Below are 25363 nucleotides of genomic sequence, written 5' to 3'. Positions count from 1 at the left end.
TTTATTATAATCTAAACTAAGCTGATCTTTGTACCGTTGTCTCAGTTCCTCTTGAAGTTTCCGGATCTATATCCCACAGAAAAGTTTGAATCGTGTTAATACTCTTAAATGCATCTTCTCCATAAGGATCTTTTTCTGCTTTAAAACCTATTTCATAAACATCAAAGTCTGTACTTATCGCATCATCTATATCATAAGTGATAAAAAATTGTAACTGGCGCTTTCCATCAAGATCTACATACCAATTTTGATAAATCATAAATTCTAATTTACCATCATTTAATTGTGTATTGTTTGACACCAAAAAGACTGCTCTAACCTGAAGTGTATCAGAATCTGTAAAAGTAGCCTGAACTATAGGAGAAAAAGGAATTTGTGTATTGTTTTCTGGAAAACTTACAGGTTTTTCGGTTAGTTTACTCTTAGTTGCTTTTTTAATGCATTTACCCGGTGGAAATACCTTTGAAGTTGGTGAATAAAGAGTAGTTTTTTCCATGTTGATAATTTTTTAGGGTTAGGTTAATAATTTTACTTCTTTGCAATTATTCAAATTAAAGATATATTAAACTGATATTATTACAAATTTCTGGTATCAAATATAACAAAGTATTTCTTAATAAGTTTCTATTAAGTGTGCTTTCAACGCTATTATTTGTTTTTTATCAATAAAAAACAAATCAAATCAATACAAAAAAATATTTTATAAAAAAAATCCTACTCAATACAGAATAGGATTTTAGTAGTTCTTTTACTATTTCTTCAAAAACTCATAATACAACGGCTTAGATAAAAATGATTTACCCTGATAAGAATGAATCTCGTATTCTCTTGCTGTCTCTTTTACCTGAACGTCTAAATTGTTCTTTAAAAAATATTCCCTCCTTGATTCATCATTAAAATTCAACCCACTTAAAAATATCGGCTCTACTCCTTTATTAACTGATATATTGTAGTTCGTAATCAGGTTTCCCCAATTGACAAAACTGCACAACAATAATAGGCCATAGCAATACCATACCATTTGATTAAAAAGGTATGCATTGGTTTTTTGTCTGACAATCTTTAAAAATGTATACCCCAAACCAATGGTCACTAAAATCAAAAACGCATATACTCCTAAACGCTTATATGTTAATCCGAAAAAAGACACGTATTCTGAATTTTTGATGATGGCGCTTACAATTAAAACGCCGTTTAGTAAAATCCATATTTTGGCTAATTTTTTAAGCATTGTGGCTTTCGCATCAAAATTAAAACCTCCTTTAAAATAAAATAAGATTACTCCCACTGCCATAAGAATTGAGAAAATAACAGCATTTACCCTCTCATGTGTATCTGAGCTCAGATTTGTTTTTTTGACAGCTTCAAAAAATTGCTCATAATTATAAGTCGCAATAAAAACAAGCAACAATATATTCAAAAGTACTAAAGTGATTTCGCCGCTTTTTCTTTCAAAATCAATATCAAGAAACGAAAAAGAACTTTGATTTTGATTTTTGACCTCATCGCTAAAGTCGTTATCCAAAAGCTGATTTTTTTCATAAAAAACTTCAGGAATCCAGTAATTCCAAAAACTGAATGAGATATAAAATCCTAAACCGCTAATGACGATAAGCTGCCAAAGGTCAAGATCTAACTCATAATCTGTAAACAAAGATGAAAAATGATTGCTTCCGAAAGAATATACGATTAAAAACAATCCCAAAAAAACAGCTGGAATGATAAAATAAGCTATCATTTTTTTTGCAAAACCATTATTTACCTTTTTTGGGGGCAGATATTGAGTAAACATAAATATTCGTCCGAATGAAGCCACTCCATTTACGAATATTAACGGAAATACCTGCAACATTTTGAGTTTCGGTTCCTGTGTTTTGAATTGCAAAAAAATAAGCGATAATGCCAAAGCCCAAAATGAAGCAAAATCCCCATACCAGGCAAAAGCATAACAAGACAATATTGTAGTTATCACCAAAACCAAATGTGACCTGTAGGTAAACCGATCCTGAAAGAAATAACAAATCAATGCCGTTAATCCTAAGCCAAAAAGTCCGAGGTTTACCCCCAACTCCTGTTTGTAAAAAAGCAGTGTAAACAGTGCACTGCTGACCAAAATAAAATGTAGTTTTTTCATATTTGTAGAATTTATTTATTAGCGGTCAAATATGTTATCTCCATATCAATTGTTTTTTCATGCACATTTATAAGGCGATCTCATATTCTATTAATTTAAAAGTACTTTGTATTTCAAAGTTTTTAGACAAAAAAATTTAGTTTTTACGATTTCATTAATTTTTCAAGATAAGATAAATGCTCTTTGAAAGCAGCACGCCCAAGAGGCGTTACCTGATAGGATGTTTTTGGTTTTTTACCAACGAATTCTTTTTTGACTTCAATATATTCTGCTTTTTCAAGTGCGGAGGAATGGCTTGCTAAATTTCCGTCTGTGATGTTCAGTATCGTTTTCATCTCAGTAAAGTCTACCCAGTCATTCACCATCAGAACGGACATTATACCCAGTCTGACACGGCTTTCAAAATCCTTATTTAGCTTATCAATGATTCCCATTGTTTATTTATATTTTTTGAACATTACTAATCCGTACAAGATATGTAAAATACCAAAACCAAATATCCAAAAAAGCAATCCGTAACCTATATAAAAAAGAGAAATACATCCCAAAATCAGTTCTGAAAAACCTAAATATTTTATATCTGAAAAAGTATATTTCTCGGCATTTATAACTGCAAGCCCGTAAAAAATCAAAGTTGAAGGAGCTACCAAACCAAAGTATCCGTGGTATAGCAAAGCGAGACAAAATATCCCTCCGGTTACAAGCGGCACTGCAAGATTAAACAGCATTTTTTTAGTCGCTGAAGTCCAGATAGGCAAATTGTATTTTCGGCTTTTTCTTATGGTAAAAAAAGCTCCGAAAGCAAATGCACAGATTAAAATTATAACGGCGATCCAAAATAACTCTGAAACCAAATTGACTGAATACAACCTGTGCTCATCATTTAAATAATCTATTCCATTAGCTTTAAATAACTGATACACGTACAATCCTCCTATCAAAGCTGACAAACCTGCAAAGACTCCTGAGAGTCCGCTTAAGGATATAAATCTTGAAGAACGTTCCATCATAGAACGAATGTGTGCTAAATCTTCCTGGTGCTTCTGATTCATAATTAAAGTACTTTGTCGTACAAAGTTATTATTTATTTTGAATTGGCAAACTAAAAATACTTATTATTTTAATCTTTCAAAATTATCTGTTTGAGAAATTAAGGAGAATAATGACCTTATGAGGTAGCGTGAGGGATAGAAATAAGCTACCGAAGTAGCATGGATAGCCCGACCCCATTTGCGAAAGGCGCACAATATGCAGTTTGTGAGGTAGCGCCTTTTGTAAATGGGGTCACGCCCAAAGCATAAAAACAACAAAACCCTCTCGTTTGAATGGGTTTCAGTCTTGATATTGTATGAAATTATTATTTTCTACTTCTAATTTTTCTGGCTAAAAGTGTATTCTTTAAAAGCATTGCAATGGTCATTGGGCCTACTCCACCCGGAACTGGTGTAATGAATGACGCTTTTTGACTTACTTCGCCAAAATCAACATCTCCTTTTATAACGTATCCTTTAGGGTTTGATGCATCTTCTACGCGGGTAATTCCAACGTCGATAACAGTCACTCCTTCTTTTACCATATCTGCTTTTAAAAACTCAGGAACTCCTAAAGCGGTAATGATAATATCGGCATTTTTGGTAAATTCTGCTAAATTTTTAGTACGGCTGTGTGTCAAAGTTACGGTTGAATCACCCGGATTCCCTTTACGGCTCATCAGAATACTCATTGGACGTCCTACGATGTGGCTTCTTCCAATAACTACTGTATGTTTTCCTGCAGTTTCAACTTTATAACGCTCTAACAACTCCATAATTCCAAATGGTGTCGCAGGAATAAAACTTTCCATTTCAAGTGCCATTCTTCCAAAGTTTGTTGGATGAAATCCATCTACATCTTTATCAGGATCAATTGCTAAAAGAATTTTTTGTTCATCGATGTGTTTTGGCAATGGCAACTGGACAATATATCCATCAATATTATCGTCTTCGTTTAGTTCTTTAATTTTAACTAATAAATCTGCCTCAGTAATATCTTCCGGTAAAGCTACCAAAGTTGAATCGAAACCAATTTGCTGGCAAGATTTTACTTTACTCCCTACGTAAGTTAAACTTGCTCCGTTATTTCCAACTATTACAGCTGCTAAGTGAGGCACTTTTCCTCCCGCTGCTTTTATCGTTTGTACTTCGGCTGCAATTTCATTTTTAATATCTTCTGATGTTTTTTTACCGTCTAGTATTTGCATTTTCTTTAGTTTCAGGTTTTAAGTTTCAGGTTTCACATCAAAGCGAAATCCTATTTATTTTTATAAAAAAAGTCTCAAATTCCAGTCTCAACAACTTGAAACCTGAAACTTGAAACTTTTAAATTATTATTATCTTGGCATTCCGCCTGGCATACCTTTCATGCCACCCATCATCTTCATCAGGTTTTTTCCGCCTGGTCCCTGCATCATCTTCATCATTTTGCTCATTTGGTCAAACTGCTTCATGAGCTGATTTACCTGCTCGATTTTAGTTCCGGAACCTTTAGCGATTCTGGCCTTTCTTTTTACATCAATGATAGCCGGCTTGCTTCTTTCTCCGGGCGTCATCGAATAAATAATCGCTTCGATGTGTTTAAAAGCGTCATCTTCAATTTCTACATCCTTCATGGCTTTTGAAGCACCTGGTATCATTCCGACCAAATCTTTCATATTCCCCATTTTCTTAACCTGTTGTATCTGAGTTAAAAAGTCGTCAAAACCAAATTCGTTTTTAGCTATTTTCTTTTGAAGTTTTCTTGCTTCCTCTTCATCAAATTGCTCCTGAGCTCTTTCTACAAGAGACACAACATCTCCCATCCCTAAAATACGCTCAGCCATACGATCTGGGTAGAAAATATCAATTGCTTCCATTTTCTCTCCTGTACCCACAAATTTGATTGGTTTGTTTACAACCGATTTGATCGAAAGCGCAGCTCCCCCACGCGTATCACCATCTAATTTTGTTAAGATAACTCCATCAAAGTTTAAGATATCGTTGAAGGCTTTTGCTGTATTAACCGCATCCTGCCCCGTCATAGAATCGACAACAAACAAGGTTTCCTGAGGCTGAATTGCTTTGTGTACACGTGCAATTTCGTCCATCATTTCCTGATCTACAGCTAAACGTCCCGCTGTATCGACGATAACAACATTTAATCCATTTGCTTTAGCATGTTTGATTGCGTTTTGAGCAATTTCTACAGGATTTTTATTTTCAGGCTCTGAGTAAACCTCAACACCTATCTGATCTCCGACAACATGAAGCTGGTTAATCGCCGCCGGACGGTAGATATCACACGCTACAAGAAGTGGTTTTTTATTTTTCTTAGTTTTTAGAAAATTGGCTAATTTTCCTGAGAAAGTCGTTTTACCAGAACCCTGAAGTCCTGACATCAAAATAACGGTTGGATTTCCTGAAAGGTTCACGCCAGCAACGTCTCCACCCATTAATTCGGTAAGTTCGTCTTTTACTAACTTCACCAATAATTGTCCCGGCTGTAAAGTTGTTAATACATCCTGACCGATTGCTTTATCTTTTACTCTGGCAGTAAAATCTTTAGCAATTTTAAAGTTAACATCGGCATCAAGTAAAGCACGACGAACTTCTTTTAAGGTATCGGCAACGTTTACTTCTGTAATTTTACCGTGTCCTTTTAATATATGGAACGCTTTATCTAACTTATCACTTAAATTATCAAACATATCATTTTCTTTATTTGAAGTGCAAAGATAATCTAATTAGATATTTCAGCCAATTTTTATTTAACTGCAATTGTGGCTAAATTTTATCGCAAAGTACATGAAGTTTTAAGCAAATAGGGCTATTTATTTTTGCTCGCAAAGCCGCAATTTCACGCAGATTTAAAAAAGATTTAAGCAGATTCACACGGATTATTATTTTAAAATCTAAAAAATTAAATCTGCCAAAATCTGCACAAAAAAATTTTTAAATCTATGGTTTTAAACAAAAAAGCGCAAAAGAATAAAACCTTTGCGCCTTTGTAACTATGTCCCTTTGTATCTTAAAAAAACTAAAACTGGAAATAAATAAATGGCTGCGAGCCTGCTACCGCTGTTGCGTAAACGATCCAATAAACGAATCCTAAGATTATGGCTTTTATCAATAATGGTGTTTTGTCGAAAACAAGTTTCATTTTATCTGTAAAAACTTCCGGTAAGAAATGCCAAACATAACCGAACAACATCAATCCGAATACATTTTTATAACCTAGTATGATTGTCTGCCAAAGTTCAGGTTCAAAGGTTAATTGACCGATATTGTTAATTACCTGCAATGCCGTTTCGAAATCCCTTGCGCGGAAGAAAATCCAACAGAAAACTACGAAATGAAATGTGATTATTATTGAAAAGAATCTCCAAAAGAAATTACGACTTTTATCTTTTTTGGATGGAAATAATTCCATGAAGATTTTATGAACTGCTAATGCTAAACCGTGCAAAGCTCCCCAAACAATGAACTGAGCTCCTGCTCCATGCCATAATCCGCCTAAAAGCATTGTAGCAAACAAGTTCAAATTGGTTACTAAAGTTTGTTTCTTTTTACTTGAAAGCAAAAATGACAAACAAAAAAGCAATATGGAGACCGAAGCAACAATCAACGGAATTATACTGGTAGTATAACTTGTGACCCCCCAAAGCAATAACCCGAAGAAAAATATACTTGGAAATAAATATCCCGCAAAAGATCCTTCACGGTTTCCTCCCATAGAAATATACAAAAAGTCTTTTAACCAGGTTGAAAGCGAAATATGCCATCTTCTCCAGAAATCGGTAATAGACACAGACTTGTAAGGCGTTCTAAAGTTGGCTGGTAATTTAAACCCAAGCAATAATGCAATACCAATTGCCATATCTGAATATCCTGAGAAATCGCAATAAATCTGAATGGCATATCCGTAAGAAGCCATTAAATTCTCAAAAGAAGTATAACTCAGAGGCGTATCAAAAACGCGATCGACGAAGTTTACCGATATGTAATTTGAGATAACCGTTTTCTTAATCAATCCGCCAATAATCAAAAACAAAGCATTGTTTACATCTTGTTTTGTCAGATTCAGTTTTTCATAAATCTGTGGCAGGAAATCTTTTGCACGAACAATTGGTCCGGCAACTAACTGCGGAAAAAACGAAACGAAAAATAAATATTCGATGTAGTTTTTAGTAGGTTTAATTTCTTCTCTATAAATCTCGATAATATAACTCATTGACTGAAATGTATAGAACGAAATTCCGACAGGAAGGAAAATATCATGAAGCTTGTAATTACCTTGAAACATATCATTGAAAGTCACAATCATAAAATTCATGTACTTGAAATAACCTAATAATCCTAAATTTAGAATCACACTTATTACAAGATATATTTTTTTGGTACTGTCTTTGGTTGCTTTGAAAATAATCTGACTCAATCCGTAATCCACAACAGATGAAAGCAGCAACAGTAAAAAGTAAATACCACTCGACTTGTAGTAAAAGAAAAGTGAAAAAAGAATAACGTAGGTTAATCTCAAATAAAATGTTTTGCGTAAAAAAGCATACACAAAATAAAAAACCAGAAATAATCCTAAGAATAAACCGGTGTTAAATAATAACTTTTGATCAGGATCGTAAACAAACCATCCTTTTACCTGCTCTGTTGTAATTGCACCAAAATTTTGAATGAACCAATTATTAATGCTATCTATTGTTGTCAATTTACTTCTTTAAATTAAAATTATCGTATGCTTTTAAAAACGCCTCAATAAACAAGCTCCCTTGTTTTTCATATCCTTTTTTAGAATAATGAACCCAGTCTCTACCAATTAATCCCTGCGCTTTTAATTGTCTTATTCCTTTTAAACCGCCAAATTCATCGTATAAATCCCAGACGGCAAAACCATCTTTCTCTGCAATATCATTTATATGCTGTGCATATTCGCCCACATAATTATTCGGTTTTCCTCCTCTGAATAAAGAAGGCGGCGGTGTCATAACGATTATCGGAACATTTATATTCTGACTTTTCAGGTTTTTAATAAACTGACGCAATCCCTGAATATAATCTGAAGCTTCGAGTTTATCGAAACTTTCATTTGTTCCTAATGAGAAAATTAAAAGATCGGGATGCAATGCGTTTAACTGTTCAAAGAATAAAGGATACTTATTGTAATCTGAAAATTTGGCACCGTTTACTCCGATTCCGCTATAAATTAGCCCCGAAGCATTTTTCTCTAAAACCAGTCCGCTTAATTCATAATCTTTTGCTTCTTTCTCCGGAATTAAATAAATTTTATCTAAGGCTTTTTCTGATTTATAATAATGACAAAAAGCATCTGATTCAAGAGTTAAAGGAACAAACTCTGATGTTTTTATATTTTTTGGACGTGTCTGATTTGTTGGAATTTTCAGTACTCTGCCTGCACGAATATTATTTGATTTCAGCTGATTGGCTTTTTTAATTTCGGCTACAGAAACGTTGTATTTATTTGCAATTATCGATATTGCTTCTCCTTTTTTGATTTTATGAGTAATTACTCTTCGCTCTGTGGTCTCAATAAATTTGGTTTGAGAAGAAGAAGCCAAATCAAACATATTTTGGTTCTTTGGAGTTATAATCTGAATGGTATTGAACTTGTACGAAGAATCTTTTATACTCATTTCGATAACAAATCCTCCGGTGTCTCTCCAAAGCCCAATTCCACTTAAACCAACGGGATAACTTTTAGCCGGATAAATATTTCGATAACTGCTCCAGACTCTGTTACAGCGAAAACGCTCATTATAAGATCCATTTGTTTTGGCCAATTGATATGGAAAAACAAATCCACGACCAGCATTGCCAAATTTCTGCTGTAGAATCTTTCTGATTTTGTTGGTCATCAAATCGCCCTGAATATGCGAATCACCAATATGTACAATATTTATTTTTTGATTCTTTTCGCTTTCATTCTCACTCAGTTTCTTAAAAACACTTTCTAATACTCTTGCATTATAAATATGGTTTCCTTCATAAATTCCACCACTTAGCGTATCTTTTTTGCTAGTCATATTTTTAGTTATTGAAAGTGAGTCGGATTTGTGCTGATTATCATTTGTTGAGAAAAAAAGACAACAAAAGAAAATAATAAGTTTATTCATTTACGCTGTCATTTTTCACAGATGCGGAATCTGCTTTGGAGTTTCTAATCACTTTTGGCTTTACACTCAAATCACGCTTTTCACGTAAAGCTTTATATTGTTCGTATCCTTTATTTAACTGATTATAGAGCAAATTACCAATTGCTTTTGCTCCACGCTGATTAAAATGCGTATAATCTTTATTGGCTCTGGCCGGCGATTCATCAACCCATTTTACCATTGATCCGTCACCTCCCATGAGCGCATATAAATTTACAAAACCTGATTCAGTTTCAAGAGCATATTTCTTTTGTGATTTCATCAAAGGAACAACCGCAGAATCGGTTTTCATTTCCAAATCGTACTTCGTTGACTTATCCGCTGTCGAAACAATCAAAATAGAAACTCCTGGGAAAGACTCCTTTATTTTATTTACTGCCTTTGTCATTCCTCTTTCGTACCATGAGTAATTTTTGGTTCCATAATTCAGTACATTGGTTCCGTAATGCAAAATAATCAAATCGTATTTAAGATTATTATTAAAAGCCTGCATCACATTCGCATTAAATATTGAAAGTGGCAATCCTGAATTTCCTCTTTGCGAAAAATTATCTACGTGAACACCGCTTCCGTTATCAAAATTAAATCCGAAAATCGGAATTGAATCTGCATGAACAAAATTTGCTTTAAAAGATTTTATGCTTCCTGAAGTAACTTTTAGAGTGTTTACCAAATTAGACGGGTTCAGGTTTTTTCGAAGTGTGTCTTTTCCAATAATAAAATTCACATTTCCTTTTTTAGACGATCTTCCGTAAAATAAAGTTGGATTGTCTAAAGTTGTCGAATATTTATTGGTCCCAGCCTCATATTGTACCCAGGTCGCGTTGTTTTTATCATTTGCAAAAAACACATGACCGTTTACACCAAATGGGCTGGCTGGTCTTTTGACATTCAGGTAAGATTGTGTTTTCCAGTTTTTAGAATAAGTAGATTTTACAGAACCACGATATGCAGCCGACTCCGAAGATATCGAAACAAAACCAACTCCATGTCCTCCAAAGCGCTCCTGATAATTGTTACGAACGTCCTGCACGATCAAATCGCCATCTGTCATTGAATCGCCATAATAAGCAATCCTTACATTTTGCCCTGGATTTTTCTCTAACTGATATAATTTTTCGTAAAACGAAATCAGATATTGATACCCTTTATATTCATCAAAACTTTCAGATGGAAATTCGATGCCTTCAATATTTTCATAAACGATTTTTTCTCCTTCAGCATCAGTTCCATTGATACTATCGTTTACACTTAAAGAATCTTTAGCTACGGCTTCTAAAAGCAAACTATCTATAAGAACGTTTTTAGAGTTCATTTTACTTTCAGAAAAAATTTTGTCCGGCAAAACTTGTTTAAATCCAACGAAAGCAACAACAGCAATAGCAAAAATGGCAAAAGACTGAAAAAAATATGGTTTTGTATTCACTTATTTATTATAAACTTGAAGGTTGAAATTAACAGAAATAATCAGATAAAAATTCCTGTTAATTGTGTTTTTAAAAATTGCTGTGCAAAGATAGAATTAAACATTAATTAAAAATTATTTTTAAACAATAATGTATAAACTAAAAAGAAACCATCTCTACACTGATATGATTCCCCTTTTTCAACGTTCAAAACAACCGTTTTTGATAATTAATTCTTTTCAAAATACAGATATCGAGTGTTTTTAGTGTCACTTAAGTCACGAAAATGTATTTTAGAATTATTAAACTCAAACAATTTCCACGTACAGTCCAGTTTATGAAGCAAATCTGAACTAAAGCTTATTTTAAAATCCCTCACACCGTTTACAACTTTAGTTTCCCACTGCCCGGTTTCCGAAGCACCTGCTTTTGTCGCAACCACAGATTTATCATTTTTAAAAACAAAACTATATCCACTATATATGGATGCTTTTTCTGTTTTATCATAAAAATAGAATATATTCCATGATCCATTTGTTATAACTTCTGTAAAATCCAAAACAGTCGTATTGTTATCCGGACAATTATCAATTGCATCCTTTATAGCATCCTCGAATTGAGCATTATTCGAAATTGTTTTTGTCTGATTATTATAATCTGTTATTGAAATGGGATAACGCAATGAAATATACTGACTGGCTTTCAGATTCTTAATAAACTCAAAAAAAGCCTGATCACTGGTTATAGAAACAGAACTTGCTTCCTGATTGTAAGTATTATAAATATTAATGGATATGGGATACTGGATATTTAGCCCATTTATTTTGGACAAAAGATCCGGATAAAGATTCCAATAATCAATTAATGTATCAAAATCGGATTGATTTGGAATTAGTTTTTCGATATAATTATAGTACACCATTGTAACCGGGAAACTGATTTTTACAATATCGTCATCAGTCGTATTTGCGTTGATATTGTTGGTTACTTTTTGATAATCAGCCGTTGTATTTATGGCAATAGCTTCATTATTAACTGTTACAGTGTAGGGCAGTTTTATAGTGCAATAACTTGAACCGTCAATTATATTATCCTGAACCGTTTTTACCATTGCTACCCTTTGCAGATAAGATGTAAGGGCTGAAGTGTTGGTAACTGTCTGGCCATTTTGATTTTGTTCGTCTATTTCGCTTTGACAAGAGAAAAAGAATGAACAGGTAAATACTAATAAATATTTATGGAAGCGTAACATATTAACATTTTTACAAAGGTAATAATTTAAGAATCTGTTTTATCTAAATTGCCTTTCAGGTATGCGTAATTGAGCTTTTTTATTACATAAGTAATCCTTTTTTTACAAGGAAGATTCATGTCTAAAATTAAAACATCACCACACTAAAAATAGTCTTTAGAAGAATGTATAATTCGGTCTGATTATACCTAAATAGAAACAATTTACTTTGCTTTTACCCTACTTGAGCCAAAAACAAATACTTTTGTAACTTCCAAATTGAAAGATTTTACTACTAATGTCAAAATTAAACCAATCAAATACTTGTGACGAAATTATATTTTCGTCTTTTTTTAAGAGCCATATCAAAGCCCTTCGTAATTTTCTTTTTTACAAATATGGTAATAAAGATCAGACTGAAGATATAGCTCAGGAAGCGTTTATAAAACTTTGGCAAAATTGTGCTGCTGTACCGATTGAAAAGGCAAAATCGTATATTTATACAATTGCAAATAATAGCACGTTAAATGAAATTGCACATCAAAAAGTAGTTCTGAAATATGAAAAAAACTTCACTGGTTTAGACAACACTAACGAAAGCCCGGAATTTATTTTGGAAGAAAAGCAATTCCAGGAAAAACTTTTAAAAGCGATTGAAAATTTAAATGAAAAACAGCGCGTGGCTTTTTTGATGCACCGAATAGATAAAAAAAAATATAGTGAAATTGCCGAAATTTTAGATATAAGTGTAAAAGCAGTAGAAAAGCGCATCCACTTGGCTTTGTTAAACTTGCGCAAAGAAATTGATATATAAAGTAGGGCAAATACAATTCTAATTGTTTTAATGATATAATTTCCAAATACAATGAAAAAAAATCGCTTATTGGCCAAATGGCTCAACGATGATTTAACAGAAGATGAATTAGCAGAATTTGAAGCGAGTCCTGATTTCAAAAAATACCAAAAAATCAAAAACTATACACAACATCTGGAAGTTGGCGATTTTGATGGAGATGCAATGCTGTCAAATATTCTTCAGCAGAAGAAAACAACTCCAAAAGTAACTCCATTATATAAATCCTGGATATTCCGCGCGGCGGCTATTTTTGTTCTGGCTCTTGGAGTTGCCTTTGCGGTAAAGAATTTTGTTCCGGATACTGAAACTGCCCGTTTTGGAGAAACAAACACTTTTTTGCTACCTGATAATTCTGAAGTAGTACTGAATTCTGGTTCTGAAATAAACTATAAAAAATGGAACTGGAACAATAAACGACGACTTGAACTAAAAGGAGAAGCTTATTTCAGAGTATCTAAAGGCAGGCGTTTTGAGGTTCAGACCAATCTTGGAAAAGTATCTGTTTTAGGAACTCAGTTTAATGTAAAAGCCAGAAAAAACAGGTTTGATGTAACGTGCTATGAAGGTCGTGTAAAAGTAAATTATGCAAATATCCAACTCATTTTAATCCAGGGCGAAAGCGTAACTTTTGAAAATGGAAGGCAATTCAGAACCTCCATCAATTCCTCTAAGCCTGAATGGATGGATAGTCAGATTTTATTTAATAAAGAGAATATCAAAACTTTACTGGACGAAGTTCAAAGGCAATACAATATCACAATCGTATTAAACACCAAAGATACAACTTCCCTGTTTACCGGAAAATTGCCAGATAACGATCTTGATACGGCATTACAAATTATAAGTACAACCTACCATTTACAGGCTAGAAAAGTATCTGAAAACAAAATAATTTTTGACGAAAAATAGATGTTGGGCCCCAAACGATTTCATTTTTCGTTTTTCTTATTTTTTCTTGTCCTGAACCTTTTCGCTCAGGGCAAAGGGAAAACTACATCTTTAAAAAAGATAATAATTGATATTGAAAATCAGCATCATGTAAACTTTAATTACACTGAAAACAATGTATTTGGTTTAGAGTTAATACCTCCTAAAAAGTCACTTTCATTAGAACAAAAACTACAATATCTCACAGAAAGAACCAGCTTATCTTTTGAAAATTTAGGCGATAAGTATATTAACATTTATAGAGATCATAATCAAACGGAGATAATCTGCGGGTATGTTTTTTCTAATATTGATAAAAAACCTATTGAAGGTGCTAATATTCATTTTAATACTAGTACACACGCCACAACAGACTCAAATGGATATTTTGAATTTGAGAAAGGATCTAAGAATGTTTTCTCTATTAGTCACGTTGGATATACCCCTAAAAAAGTTTCAACAGCAAACATCAATTCTAAAGACTGCCTCAGCATCATTTTAGAATCAGAAGTAACAGAACTCGAAGAAATTAAAACCAATCCTATACTTGCTTCTGGAATTTCTAAAAACAGCAATAGCTCTTTTGAAATTAAACCTAAAAAGTTTGGTATCCTGCCTGGACTCATCGAACCTGATGCCCTGCAGACCATGCAGCAAATCCCAGGGGTAAACAGTCTGGATGAAAGCGTTTCAAGTATCAATGTTCGGGGAGGTACACATGACCAGAATTTATTTTTATGGAATGGAATAAGAATGTTTCAAACGGGACATTTTTTTGGTTTAATATCAGTCTTTAATCCCAATCTGGCGCATACTATTTCTATCTATAAAAACGGAAGTTCTCCTTTCTATGGTGAAAGTGTTTCTAGCGTGGTGGCTATTTCTTCTACACCTGAGACAGCAGAAAAAAACTCTTTTAGCGCAGGAATCAACATGATTAATGCTGATATTTATGCAAAATATAATCTTTCAAAAAAAAGTTATGTAGAAATTTCAGGGCGAAAATCGATCACTGATTTTGTAGAAACCCCAACCTATAAAGAATATTTTTATAAAGTATTCCAAAACACTACTATTACTGATTTTGCTCAAAATCAAAATATCAACTATAAAAGTGATAAAGAATTCGATTTCTATGATGCTACTCTTAAATACCTTCAAAAAATAGGGCTAAAGGATGAAATACTATTAGATCTGATTACGATACAAGATAACTTAAAGGTGTTTCAGAGTGCTGAGTCGTACGACATAGTTAAGTCTGAAAACAATATTTTACGTCAGCAAAACTTTGGTGGAAACCTGTCCTGGAAAAGAAACTGGAATAACTTCAATACGTCCAAAATTAATATTTACAACTCTTCGTATGAGCTTCTTGCTAATCAAATAACGACTAATGGAGACCAAATCGTAATTCAGGAAAATACTGTTGCAAATAATGGCATTAATGTAGAAAACAACCATACCCTAAATTCAAAATTTAGTTTTAATAATGGATACCAGTTTAATGAAATTGGTGTTATTAATTTAGAGCATGTGAGCAATCCTGACTTTTACCGTAAAATTAAAGAAGTTTTAAGAACTCATGCCCTAATTTTGGAAGGGAAATACAATGATACCATTTCCAGAGTAATTCTTAATGCCGGACTACGACTAAATTATATTGAAAAATTCAAAAAATACATTCCGGAACCCCGAATTCAATTTAATTATGGCTTGAACAAAAATTTAAATATCGAATTACTCGGCGAAATTAAAAGTCAAAACTCCCAGCAAATTATTGATTTGCAAAAAGATTATTTTGGTATCGAAAAAAGACGATGGATTATTTCAAACAATTCATCAATTCCAATTCAGAAAAGCAGGCAGCTCTCATTAAGTCTATTCTATAAAAAAAATAACTGGCTGCTGGATATTGAGAATTTTTATAAAAAAGTAAGCGGAATTACAAGTGCCAGCCAGGGTTTTCAGAATCAGCTGGAATTTGTACGCATAACCGGCGATTATGAAATTGTGGGCACAGAAATTCTGATTCAGAAAAAGATGAATCATTTTTTAACCTGGCTTAGTTACACGTACAACAATAATAATTATCATTTTGAAAATTCTGAATACCAAAGTTTTCCTAATAACTTCGAATTAAAACATACTCTATCATGGGCCGGAATTTATGAAAAAAACAATTTTAAAATTGCTTTGGGAACAAAATGGTCTTCAGGCAGACCTAAAACATCTCCAGACTTTAGTAAAATTGACCTTTCAAACCCTGTTTTAGTTTATAATACCCCTAACAATACAAATTTGAATTTTTTTTCACAAGTTAACCTTTCCTCGACCTATAAGTGGGAAACCACTAACGGCATTGTATGTAAATTAGGAATATCTATCCTAAACATTCTAAACAGAAAAAATGAAACTAGTGAATATTACAGAATGAGTCCGCTATCAAATTCTATCGAAGAGGTCGAAACATCCTCACTAGAAAGAACTCCAAACCTGAGCTTTAGAATTTCATTTTAATTCCCGCAGCCCCTAATAATAAAACAGTTCTGTTTTTTTTCATCCTTTTTCTACAAAAACAACTATTCTTTGGTAGGGTAATCTTTATCAAGACTGTTTTAGTATTGAATCTATTTAAAACGAAAAAAAATGAAGAAAAAAATAATCCTTGCAACTTTAGCAATAACTGCATTAGGAGCATTTGGTTATTACTATGTCTGGTATGGAGGAGCCAGAAATGTTTCGGCCGAAGAAGCTGCTTTTAGTGTTTCATCAAAAAATATCATTGCTGAATTTGATTCTGACATTGAAAAATCAAACACAAAATATCTCGAAAAAGCAATAGCTATTAAAGGGACTGTCAGCAAAACCAGCCCAAAACAAATCATTATAGACCATACTATTGTTTGTGATTTAAAAGAATCTGATCCGGCAATTAAAGAAGGGCAGCCTTTAACCCTAAAAGGAAGAGTTGTAGGATATGATGACTTAATGGGCGAATTAAAATTAGACCAGTGTTCAGTAGTTAATAACGATTAATAAAATTAAAATGAGGAATTTTTTAGGCTTTATGCTTGTGTTTTTTTTAACGGGAAATCTATTTGCCCAGGACGATTTACTAAATCAGTTAGACACTATTAAATCAGACGAAAAACAAATAGAAATAGCCGCTTTCAAAGGTCTGCAGATAGCGAATATGCAATCTACAAAACTACCTGCAAGAGGGGAATGGTATATGCTTGTTTCACACCGTTTTGGCGATTTATCAGAAGGATTCAATAATTTCTTTGGTTTAGATAATGCTCTTACAAAGTTTGGAGGAATCTATGGTGTAACAAGCTGGTTAAGTTTTGGTGCTACACGTCATACCTACAATAAAATCTATGAAGTTACAGCCAAATATAAAATGGCCAATCAGGAAGTAAACGGATTTCCTGTTACAATTGTAGGATATAACACAATGGATATCAATAGTGCACTGGGAAAAAAACTATATCCGAACATACAGTTTTCTGACCGTCTGGCTTTTACAACTCAATTGTTAGTTTCCAGAAAAGTAAACGAAAAATTATCCGTCGAATTGGGACTTATTAATGTCTATAAAAATCTATATGATGATTCGATTGAACAGCAAAATGTATTTTCGGCAGCAGGAGGATTACGATATAAAATTGCCAAAAGAATGAGCGTTAATCTTGAATACGCCGCACGTGTAATCACTGAAGAAAAAGCTACAGACCCTTATCATAATCCGCTTACCGTTGGCTTAGACATAGAAACCGGAGGACATATTTTTCAACTTGTATTCTCAAACAGCCAGCCTATGAATGATGTTGCGGTATTTTCAACTGCCTCAGGAGACTGGAATAAAGGAAAGGTTTATTTTGGATTTAATATGTACAGATCCTTTTAAAACAACAAGTATTTAAGTTAAAACATTATCTCAATATGAAAAAGAATATATTAATAATACTATTTGCCTGTGCTGCATTTTTTGTTTCATGCACACCGAGAACTTACGAAGAAATTTCAGAAACAGAGACAAATACTATACCTACTTACACAGCAAACGTTGGCCCGGTCATACAAGCAAATTGTGTGGGCTGTCACTCAGCAGGAGGCCAGTTTCCAACTTTACAGACTTACGAGCAGGTAAAAGATGCTACTCAAAACGGCGATCTAATTTGCAGAATTGACCAAACTCAGTCATGCGGAAATGTAATGCCAAGATCAGGCTCTATGCCAAGACAAACTATTGATATGATTATACTTTGGCAAAAAGAAGGTTACAAAAATTAAAATACATTATAAAATGAAAGAAATAATAATATCTGCATTGTTTTTATTGGCGGGAAACGTAGTTTTTTCGCAAAAGATGATCACCAGAACCGGAGAGGTAAAATTTGAAGCATCAATGCCTGCTTTTGAAGAGGTAGCAGCTACTACTAAAACAACTTCCTGTATTCTGGAAAAAAGTACAGGTGACTTTGTAGCTCTGACCCTTATAAAATCATTCAAATTCAAATCACCTTTAATGGAAGAACATTTTAATGAAAATTATATGGAATCCTCCCAATTTCCAAAAGCTACTTTTAAAGGAAAGGTTTTAAATTTTGATGCCAAAAAATTGTCTGCTTCAAAAACGTCTTACGACTTAGAAGGTGATTTAACCATTCATGGTGTTACCAAAAAAATAAAAACCAAAATCAACCTTACCTTAAACGGAGCCAAAATTCTTGCATCCAGTGCCATTTCGGTTAAACCGCAAGATTATAAAATTGAAATTCCAAGCCTGGTGAAAGGAAAAATCGCTGAAAATGTAAAAGTTACAATGAATTTCGTTCTTGAACCAAATTAATTAAACAACTGCTTTTTACTATGAAAAAACTATTCGTATTGACTGCTTTATTATGCTTTTATATCGCTACAGCACAAGAAAAAAATGTCTTTGATATTGCCCGAAGCGGAACTTTAACAGAGATTCAAAACCTCAACAAATCAAACCCCGATTTAATCAATTCGCTTAACGAAAGCAAAACAAGTCCGTTGATTCTGGCTTGTTACAGAGGAAATATTGAAGTTGCCAAATTTCTGATAGAAAATGTAAAGGATATTAACTACAACTCAGACATGGGAACGGCTCTAATGGCGGCAACCTATAAAAACCAGCCACAATTAGTAAAATTATTGTTAGAGAAAAAAGCAAATCCAAATGCAACAGATGCAAACGGAATCACAGCATTGTCACTAGCAGTTCAATTCAAGAATACTGAATTAGTAAAATTGCTTTTAGCATATAAAGCTGATAAAACAATTAAAGATAATCAAGGAAAAACAGCATTTGAATATGCTGTTTTTTCTCAAAATGAACCCATCATTAACCTTTTAAAATAATAGATTATGAAAAAAATTACTCTTTTAACTCTTTTAGCAATTGGTATAAGCAGTTTTGCCCAGCAAAAATCTACCGGAGATGTTACTTTTGGAACTAGCGGTATAACCGCAAATCTAACCTTAAACAATACTACTCAAAAAGCAACATTAAAACTTATAGGTCCCTCTGACAGATGGTTTGGATTGGAATTTGGAAGTTTTGCCACTGGTGAAGGTATGGGTGATGGACACGATTTAGTATATGCTAACGGGACAACATTGGTTGATGCCAGACAAACCGGATTAGGTGATCCTCCAAGTACGGATGCCTCTCAAGGCTGGACAGTAACATCAAATACGGTAACCTCAGGAATCAGAACTATAATCGCAGAACGAAATTTTTCAACCGGAGACGCAAATGATTACACCTTCAATTATGCTAACACTTCTATTGATTTTGTCTGGGCTAAAAGAAGTAATGCAGGTTATATAATGGGAAATCACGGAGGAAATCGAGGATACGCTATAGATACTGCTTTATCTACTACTCTAGGAGTAGATGATTTCAGTTTAAAAACATCTTCAATTTCACCAAATCCCTCAAACGGAAATTTTACCATTGAAACCAAAACAGGTTTAGATCAAATAAACGTATATTCTTTAACAGGTACACTTGTTGAGAGTATTGAAGTAAAAGACAAATCGAATACTATTGAAGTATCATTGAAAAACCAGCAATCGGGAGTTTATTTAATAGAATTGCAAAACGATCAGGAAAAAACCTGGAAAAAAATAATTATCAAATAGTTATTCTTTTCATAGTATTTGTAATAAAAAAGAGGTTAGAAAAAAATCCTAACCTCTCCAAAAAAAATAAAAAAAACCAAGTTATTAACTAATTGAAAATACTTTTATCTATATATAAATTTTCCAGATTTGACTTCATTATTGTCTGATAAGATTTTATAGAAATAAATTCCTTTTGAATAATTGGATGGAATATTCCAATTTACGATCTGATTTGGAATAACACGTCCTTTAAAAACAGATTTTGTATCTGGCAGGCTTTCTGAATAAATAATAATTTCTATATCTTTCTCTGTAGAAAAAGTGGTTATGAAATTTATTGATTCTGATGTTGGATTTGGGTATACTGTTAGATCTGCTGAATTAGTTTGCATTCTTTCAGATACTTGCTTTCCAGCATCAAACAATACAATTGTATTACTATAAGAAACCTTGTTACCTGAAATTACTTTTCTATACATCTTACTAGTAAAAACTGCATGAGTTGGAATAGGACAATCTTTTTCCCTTCCAACGTCTGAAACCTCACTTATAACTTTACCATCATATTCTTGATAAAAATTATATTCATATCTAAAACTTCCTGTACCACCAGTTGGTAAGCTTCCTAAAATGATATCCCCAGATCTTGTAATAACATTATTTTCTATAGGCAGAGTAGGAAAAACTCTAATAACCTTACTGTCAGAGTATTTATTTCCCGACTTTACCTCTCTAAAAATGTAAACTTCAGAACCTGGATTTTCCGCAAAACCATATATAGAATTCGGAATACTCAAATCTTTAGTATTTTCTTGCATCAATTCCCACCCCACATCATTAACAAGGTAAACATACCAGCTATAAGTAAATGAACCTATTCCGCCTGTAGGTGTACTTCCTTGTATTTCTGAGCCTGATAAAGTAATTATATTATTACCTATTGGTGTATTAGGCAATATGGTAACTGTTATTTCATTACTTGTATTAGTAAGTGTGCCAAATAATGATGTAACGATTCTTCTATATGATATTTTAGAAACCGAAACATTTACAGGTTGAAAAGTAACACCTGTCGCTCCTGATATATTTGTCCATGAACCTGCACTCCCAATCCTTTGCTGCCATATATAAGTATATAATCCATCTCCACCATTTGGAGCTGGACCATTTATAGAACCTACAGGATCTCCTTCGTAAACTGTTTGATTTCCTATAATATAGTTACTAGTTATTAATGGAACCGTTTTTACAGGCACACTTGTTCCTAAAATGGGACTATTATTTACCGGTGAAAATTGTGCATATATAGATCCTGTACCAGAAGGAAAATGGCTGGATTTTAGCTCTATTGTGCATTGTTTGCTCACAGATCCTGATATAGCATTTTGACCATAGAAAATTGACACATGTTGTATGTTTGTACTACTATTTAATTTACTATATACTGACAAGGTTCCCCCTTGTATTAGTGCAAAACCAGGATTATTGATTCCTAAATTAAACGTTACAGAAACAGTGCCTCCCTCAGCAATCTGAATTGGTGATCCACTTGCTATTGTAATACCATTATTTGTATACTTTAAATTGGTTATTGAAATCATTTGTGGGGTTTGAGAATAGCCAGAAATAGCAAACAGCCCCATTAATAATGCAAAAATTGATAATCGTAATTTTATTTTCATAATATGATTGATTAAACATTAAAAATTATTCTCATCTGGTTTAAAATTTTATTTTAGACTTCTATTTATGAAACGAAAACTTAAAATAAAATTCAAAGTATAACAAAGTAAATTTCTTCATATTAAAATTAATTATTGATTAAAAAATAACCTCGAATAATAATATCCGAGGTTAATAAAAATTATATTATTTCAAGATAGCGTATTGGAATGTCGGATACCCTCTTTCACCTGCTGCGTTTACACCAGCCGTAAATCTCACTTTATAAACATTTCCTGCCGGATCTTTAACCACATAGAAACGATCTGATCTCGCATTAAATGAAGAAACTGGGTTACCATTTGCATCTGTTGCTCCTGATGCTACAGTTCCTCTCCAGTTTGAACCAATATTTCTTTGATCATCTGTAAATTTAGCATTGTCAACATTTGCTAATGCGAAAGCATCATATGTAAAAGCTGTCGTAAGAACCTGATATGCTTTGGTACCACCCTTAACATTATTTAAAATGAAATCAGCAAAATTATAAGGAGCTGAACCTGCTGTATTAGTAAAACTTGTAAAACTAATATCCCATTGTGTTTTTTGAGGCTCTACACTAACTATTTTCTTATCTAATAAACTTAAAAAAGTAAAGTTATAAGCTGGATTTTTTGAAACAATAATTTCCTCGTGAGTTGTAGCTTCAATATTAGCATACTGCACTTTATAATCATTACCACTTCTTAAAATTCTAACTTTTTTCCATCCTCTCGAAGGTCCTGTACCTGTACCTTCAGATCCAACTTCAGGATCAACTGTTCCAGGATTACTTCCCATATTGATTACATATACTTTGTTATCAGCATCTGTTGCAGATATTTCCGCAATAGCTGTTTTAGTAAGATCTCCTGCAGGATCATCAATTTGAGTTAAACTTCCATGACCATTAACAAGCATAGTCGCATCTTCTGCCTGAACTTCATCAATATTTATACTAGTAGTTTGCTTAGCAGTCATTCTCACAGTGTGATTTATTATCACTCTAAAATCAGTTCCAGAGTAGAATCCTAAATCCCAGGAAACTCTAGGAACAACAGTCATTTTTTCGCTGCTTAAATCAACAAAAACTTGATTTGGTTCTGTTGGACCTCCAACTTCAGGAGCTAATGCACTGCCTAAAGAAGCTGTCTCATTAAAGTTCACCTGAATCGATTTATTCTCAGAAATTACAGAATTAATAGTTACACTACTAATAGTGAAAACCACGTTTTTAACCTCACCTTCGATAGCTTCTTTCAATTTCTTGAAAGTAAAACTTACAGAAGAAACATTTTTATCAAAAGGTACTACAACAGTTTTTGATGCTATCGCTGGAGTAGTGCTAAAATCTGTACCATTTGCTACTGCAGTTTCGGTAACAGTCAAAGTTAATGACCCTGCTGATGCAGTTGGTAACGCAAACTTAATTTCTATTGGAGTTGTTTCAGCAGATAAATTTACTGACGTTGCCGCAAAAGCTACTGCATTGACCTGCACTGCTTCATCATCACTATTACAGGCTGTAAACGCAAGTAATACAAAAGAAATTATTAGAATAAAGTTTTTTTTCATGGTAATGTAATTGATTAATTAAAATTTAGATTATACGAAAGTTTTAAGAAGTAAGATCGGCCGTAACCCAGCATTTCAGGGGTTGTTCCGCCACCGTGTACACCTCCACTTGCATCACCTCCATTTTGTACAGATTGCAAATTGGTAACATCAAACAGGTTTCGGGCTCCGACAGTAACTTCAAATTGATTTTTAAAGAATGTTTTTCGAACAGAAGCATCCATCCAGCTAAATGACTTAAGTTCTTCTAAAAAGAAACCTGCTTTTCCATCACTATCAGTTCCTGCTGTATATTGCTGCTGCTTTCCATTGTATTTGTAAAAAACAGCTAACAAAGTATTCCATTTTGGAATATTATAAGATATGCTTGAATTTAATCTGAATGAGTAAAAGAATTTATAATCAGATACTAAGTTTTGTGCTGCCAAATCAATTCTTCTGGAGATTCCAACCACAGCAGCCCCTAGCATTACATTCCAATTTTTATAATTAAATTGTTCTACTGTTGAAATGTTCCACATTTTATATCTGTTAATGTTTAAATATTTATAATGCAGAGGATTTACTTGTGTTGCAACGAAATCTATCCTATCATCAACATCCAGATAAGTTACAGCTAAGTTGTTCGAGATCTGAGTACCAGAATCAAAAGTACAAGCTCTTTTTAAGCTGACTTCATAAGAAGTACTTGTTTCAGGAATTAAATCCGAATTTCCCTGCATGTTATGATTTGAGTCTACAAAATAAGTATACAACTCATCAAAGTTTGGAGTACGATAAGATTTACCGAAAGAAGCTCTCGCTTCCAGTCCTTTATCAAAAAGATATCTTAAACCTAAAGAACTTGCATATTGATTATCAAAAGCACTTTGAAAAGAAAATCGAAGCCCTGGACGAATTGAGAACTTATTATTTACAGCAATTTCGGCAACCGAAAAAACATCATAATTTTCCAATCTCTTTCTAATATTTACACCTTGCTGATTATCATCTCTAAAAGCTCCAACTGAAGAATCATAAAATCCATTCTCGTTTGTAATTTCATAACCAAGCTGAAAGTCTACCTTTTCATTATCAAAGAAATTACTAAGTGTACCTGTTGAATAAAAAACCTCTTTTGATTGATAAGTGAATCTTTTGTTATCTATCTCTTGTTTTGTATCTATATGATAAACAAAATTCTCTAAATCACGCTCCTGTTTCTGCTGCGAAGCAGAAACATTATACTTTAACTTTGAAAAAAGATTTCCATTGGCATTCAAATGATGATAATAACGATTGGTTATATATCTTTTATCTCTCGAAAAATACGTGTCTGCAAATGGATAATTGTCTTGTATATTTACAACTGGATTATAGTAATGAACATCTTCACCGTAATAATCAAATTTGTAAAAAATTCTAAAAGCATCTTTTTGGTAACCCAAAATGGCATTTCCTACCAATTGTTCTTTCGGAAGCTGAGTATATCCTCTAAGTCCATCATTTTTATCATAATCTTTTCCTAGCATATTATCATAATAACCAGCCATTACATTACGATTCCCTCCAATGTTTACAAACCAATTTTCATTAAAATTATGACCAATTTTAGCTGATTGAATATGACGACCTTTATCAAAAAATGCAAACTCATTTCCAACTGTTTCTTCCTGAACAGTCGCGCCGATCTGCCACTTATATCCACCTCCTTTTTTAGTAATAATATTTAAAATACCGCTTACGGCATTTGCGCCATGAGTTACTCCCATAGATCCTTCGATAATTTCGATACGCTCTACATCATCAAGGTTTACTTGCGTTAAATCAACATTAGTTCCCATTCCTGTATCACTTACTAAAGGTATATTGTCAACCAAAATCTTAAAATATTGTGCATCTAATCCAAACATTGAAACCTTAGAACGTCCATCATTACCATTGGATGTAACACTAATGTTTAAATACTGATTTAAGACATCTGCCAAATTATTCGCAGCCAACTGTTTAATATTTTCTTTAGAAATCACACGGACATTAAAAACAGATTTCTTTATGTACTGAGGCTCAAACTGACCAGTAACAACAACTTCGGATAATTTTTCCTGCGATACAATAGTATCTTTTTGCTGAGCAAAAGAATAAGTAGAAAAAAGGAAAGCAGCAAAAAAGGTAATTTTAATTTTCATTATTTTTATTA

General features: G+C 33.1%; 22 protein-coding genes. 9 read left to right on the top strand and 13 right to left on the bottom strand.

Annotation, left to right across the window (positions count from 1 at the left end):
* Positions 1 to 16: 16 nt before the first annotated feature.
* The 10 genes from ACNC7R_RS04075 to ACNC7R_RS04030 form a co-directional block, all read right to left on the bottom strand.
* Positions 17 to 496, bottom strand: coding sequence for a hypothetical protein (locus tag ACNC7R_RS04075; RefSeq protein ID WP_417939714.1), 480 nt, complete (start codon positions 494 to 496; stop codon positions 17 to 19).
* Between the two features lie 255 nt (positions 497 to 751).
* Complete coding sequence (locus ACNC7R_RS04070; protein ID WP_417939713.1) at positions 752 to 2134, bottom strand: DUF4173 domain-containing protein; 1383 nt, start codon at positions 2132 to 2134, stop codon at positions 752 to 754.
* 143 nt (positions 2135 to 2277) lie between these two features.
* Entirely contained in the window at positions 2278 to 2568 is a 291-nt protein-coding gene (locus tag ACNC7R_RS04065) for a winged helix-turn-helix domain-containing protein (protein ID WP_223679845.1), read from the bottom strand.
* 3 nt (positions 2569 to 2571) lie between these two features.
* Complete coding sequence (locus tag ACNC7R_RS04060) at positions 2572 to 3186, bottom strand: hypothetical protein (RefSeq protein WP_417939712.1); 615 nt, start codon at positions 3184 to 3186, stop codon at positions 2572 to 2574.
* A 305-nt stretch (positions 3187 to 3491) separates the two neighbouring features.
* On the bottom strand, positions 3492 to 4373 hold the full coding sequence (locus ACNC7R_RS04055; protein ID WP_417939711.1) for a bifunctional 5,10-methylenetetrahydrofolate dehydrogenase/5,10-methenyltetrahydrofolate cyclohydrolase: 882 nt from the start codon (positions 4371 to 4373) through the stop codon (positions 3492 to 3494).
* 129 nt (positions 4374 to 4502) lie between these two features.
* On the bottom strand, positions 4503 to 5855 hold the full coding sequence (gene ffh, locus ACNC7R_RS04050; RefSeq protein WP_417939710.1) for a signal recognition particle protein: 1353 nt from the start codon (positions 5853 to 5855) through the stop codon (positions 4503 to 4505).
* 329 nt (positions 5856 to 6184) lie between these two features.
* On the bottom strand, positions 6185 to 7867 hold the full coding sequence (locus ACNC7R_RS04045; protein WP_417939709.1) for an MBOAT family O-acyltransferase: 1683 nt from the start codon (positions 7865 to 7867) through the stop codon (positions 6185 to 6187).
* 1 nt (position 7868) lies between these two features.
* Positions 7869 to 9200: a GDSL-type esterase/lipase family protein gene (locus tag ACNC7R_RS04040; protein WP_417939708.1), complete on the bottom strand. Its 1332-nt coding sequence runs from the start codon at positions 9198 to 9200 to the stop codon at positions 7869 to 7871.
* A gap of 82 nt (positions 9201 to 9282) precedes the next feature.
* Positions 9283 to 10755, bottom strand: a complete 1473-nt coding sequence (locus tag ACNC7R_RS04035) for an SGNH/GDSL hydrolase family protein (protein ID WP_417939707.1) — start codon at positions 10753 to 10755, stop codon at positions 9283 to 9285.
* Positions 10756 to 10964: 209 nt separating this feature from the next.
* On the bottom strand, positions 10965 to 11987 hold the full coding sequence (locus tag ACNC7R_RS04030; RefSeq protein ID WP_417939706.1) for a hypothetical protein: 1023 nt from the start codon (positions 11985 to 11987) through the stop codon (positions 10965 to 10967).
* Positions 11988 to 12264: 277 nt separating this feature from the next.
* On the opposite strand from ACNC7R_RS04030, the gene ACNC7R_RS04025 reads away from it, so the two are divergent.
* The 9 genes from ACNC7R_RS04025 (at position 12265) to ACNC7R_RS03985 (ending at position 19926) form a co-directional block, all read left to right on the top strand.
* Positions 12265 to 12780: an RNA polymerase sigma factor gene (locus tag ACNC7R_RS04025; protein ID WP_417939705.1), complete on the top strand. Its 516-nt coding sequence runs from the start codon at positions 12265 to 12267 to the stop codon at positions 12778 to 12780.
* 51 nt (positions 12781 to 12831) lie between these two features.
* Entirely contained in the window at positions 12832 to 13731 is a 900-nt protein-coding gene (locus ACNC7R_RS04020; RefSeq protein ID WP_417939704.1) for a FecR family protein, read from the top strand.
* Entirely contained in the window at positions 13732 to 16266 is a 2535-nt protein-coding gene (locus ACNC7R_RS04015) for a TonB-dependent receptor (protein ID WP_417939703.1), read from the top strand.
* 129 nt (positions 16267 to 16395) lie between these two features.
* Positions 16396 to 16785 carry an OB-fold protein gene (locus tag ACNC7R_RS04010; RefSeq protein WP_417939702.1) on the top strand — a complete coding sequence of 130 codons (390 nt, stop codon included), beginning with the start codon at positions 16396 to 16398 and terminating at the stop codon, positions 16783 to 16785.
* Between the two features lie 10 nt (positions 16786 to 16795).
* Positions 16796 to 17659, top strand: a complete 864-nt coding sequence (locus ACNC7R_RS04005) for a DUF5777 family beta-barrel protein (RefSeq protein ID WP_417939701.1) — start codon at positions 16796 to 16798, stop codon at positions 17657 to 17659.
* A gap of 35 nt (positions 17660 to 17694) precedes the next feature.
* Complete coding sequence (locus tag ACNC7R_RS04000; RefSeq protein WP_417939700.1) at positions 17695 to 18045, top strand: hypothetical protein; 351 nt, start codon at positions 17695 to 17697, stop codon at positions 18043 to 18045.
* A gap of 13 nt (positions 18046 to 18058) precedes the next feature.
* Positions 18059 to 18604, top strand: coding sequence for a YceI family protein (locus tag ACNC7R_RS03995; RefSeq protein WP_417939699.1), 546 nt, complete (start codon positions 18059 to 18061; stop codon positions 18602 to 18604).
* A gap of 20 nt (positions 18605 to 18624) precedes the next feature.
* On the top strand, positions 18625 to 19140 hold the full coding sequence (locus ACNC7R_RS03990; protein ID WP_417939698.1) for an ankyrin repeat domain-containing protein: 516 nt from the start codon (positions 18625 to 18627) through the stop codon (positions 19138 to 19140).
* 6 nt (positions 19141 to 19146) lie between these two features.
* Entirely contained in the window at positions 19147 to 19926 is a 780-nt protein-coding gene (locus ACNC7R_RS03985) for a T9SS type A sorting domain-containing protein (RefSeq protein ID WP_417939697.1), read from the top strand.
* 104 nt (positions 19927 to 20030) lie between these two features.
* Here ACNC7R_RS03985 and ACNC7R_RS03980 read toward each other — a convergent pair whose 3' ends face one another.
* From ACNC7R_RS03980 to ACNC7R_RS03970, 3 genes are all read right to left on the bottom strand, one after another.
* Positions 20031 to 21509, bottom strand: coding sequence for a hypothetical protein (locus tag ACNC7R_RS03980; protein ID WP_417939696.1), 1479 nt, complete (start codon positions 21507 to 21509; stop codon positions 20031 to 20033).
* Positions 21510 to 21777: 268 nt separating this feature from the next.
* Positions 21778 to 23184 carry an HmuY family protein gene (locus ACNC7R_RS03975; RefSeq protein ID WP_417939695.1) on the bottom strand — a complete coding sequence of 469 codons (1407 nt, stop codon included), beginning with the start codon at positions 23182 to 23184 and terminating at the stop codon, positions 21778 to 21780.
* Positions 23185 to 23198: 14 nt separating this feature from the next.
* Complete coding sequence (locus tag ACNC7R_RS03970) at positions 23199 to 25352, bottom strand: TonB-dependent receptor plug domain-containing protein (protein WP_417939694.1); 2154 nt, start codon at positions 25350 to 25352, stop codon at positions 23199 to 23201.
* Between the last annotated feature and the right edge of the window lie 11 nt (positions 25353 to 25363).

It is taken from the genome of Flavobacterium adiutor (genome assembly GCF_048282555.1).
In the GTDB taxonomy this organism is placed as follows: domain Bacteria; phylum Bacteroidota; class Bacteroidia; order Flavobacteriales; family Flavobacteriaceae; genus Flavobacterium.
The sequence above is the reverse complement of the archived record's forward strand: the minus strand, read 5'-3'. Positions and strand labels throughout refer to the sequence as shown.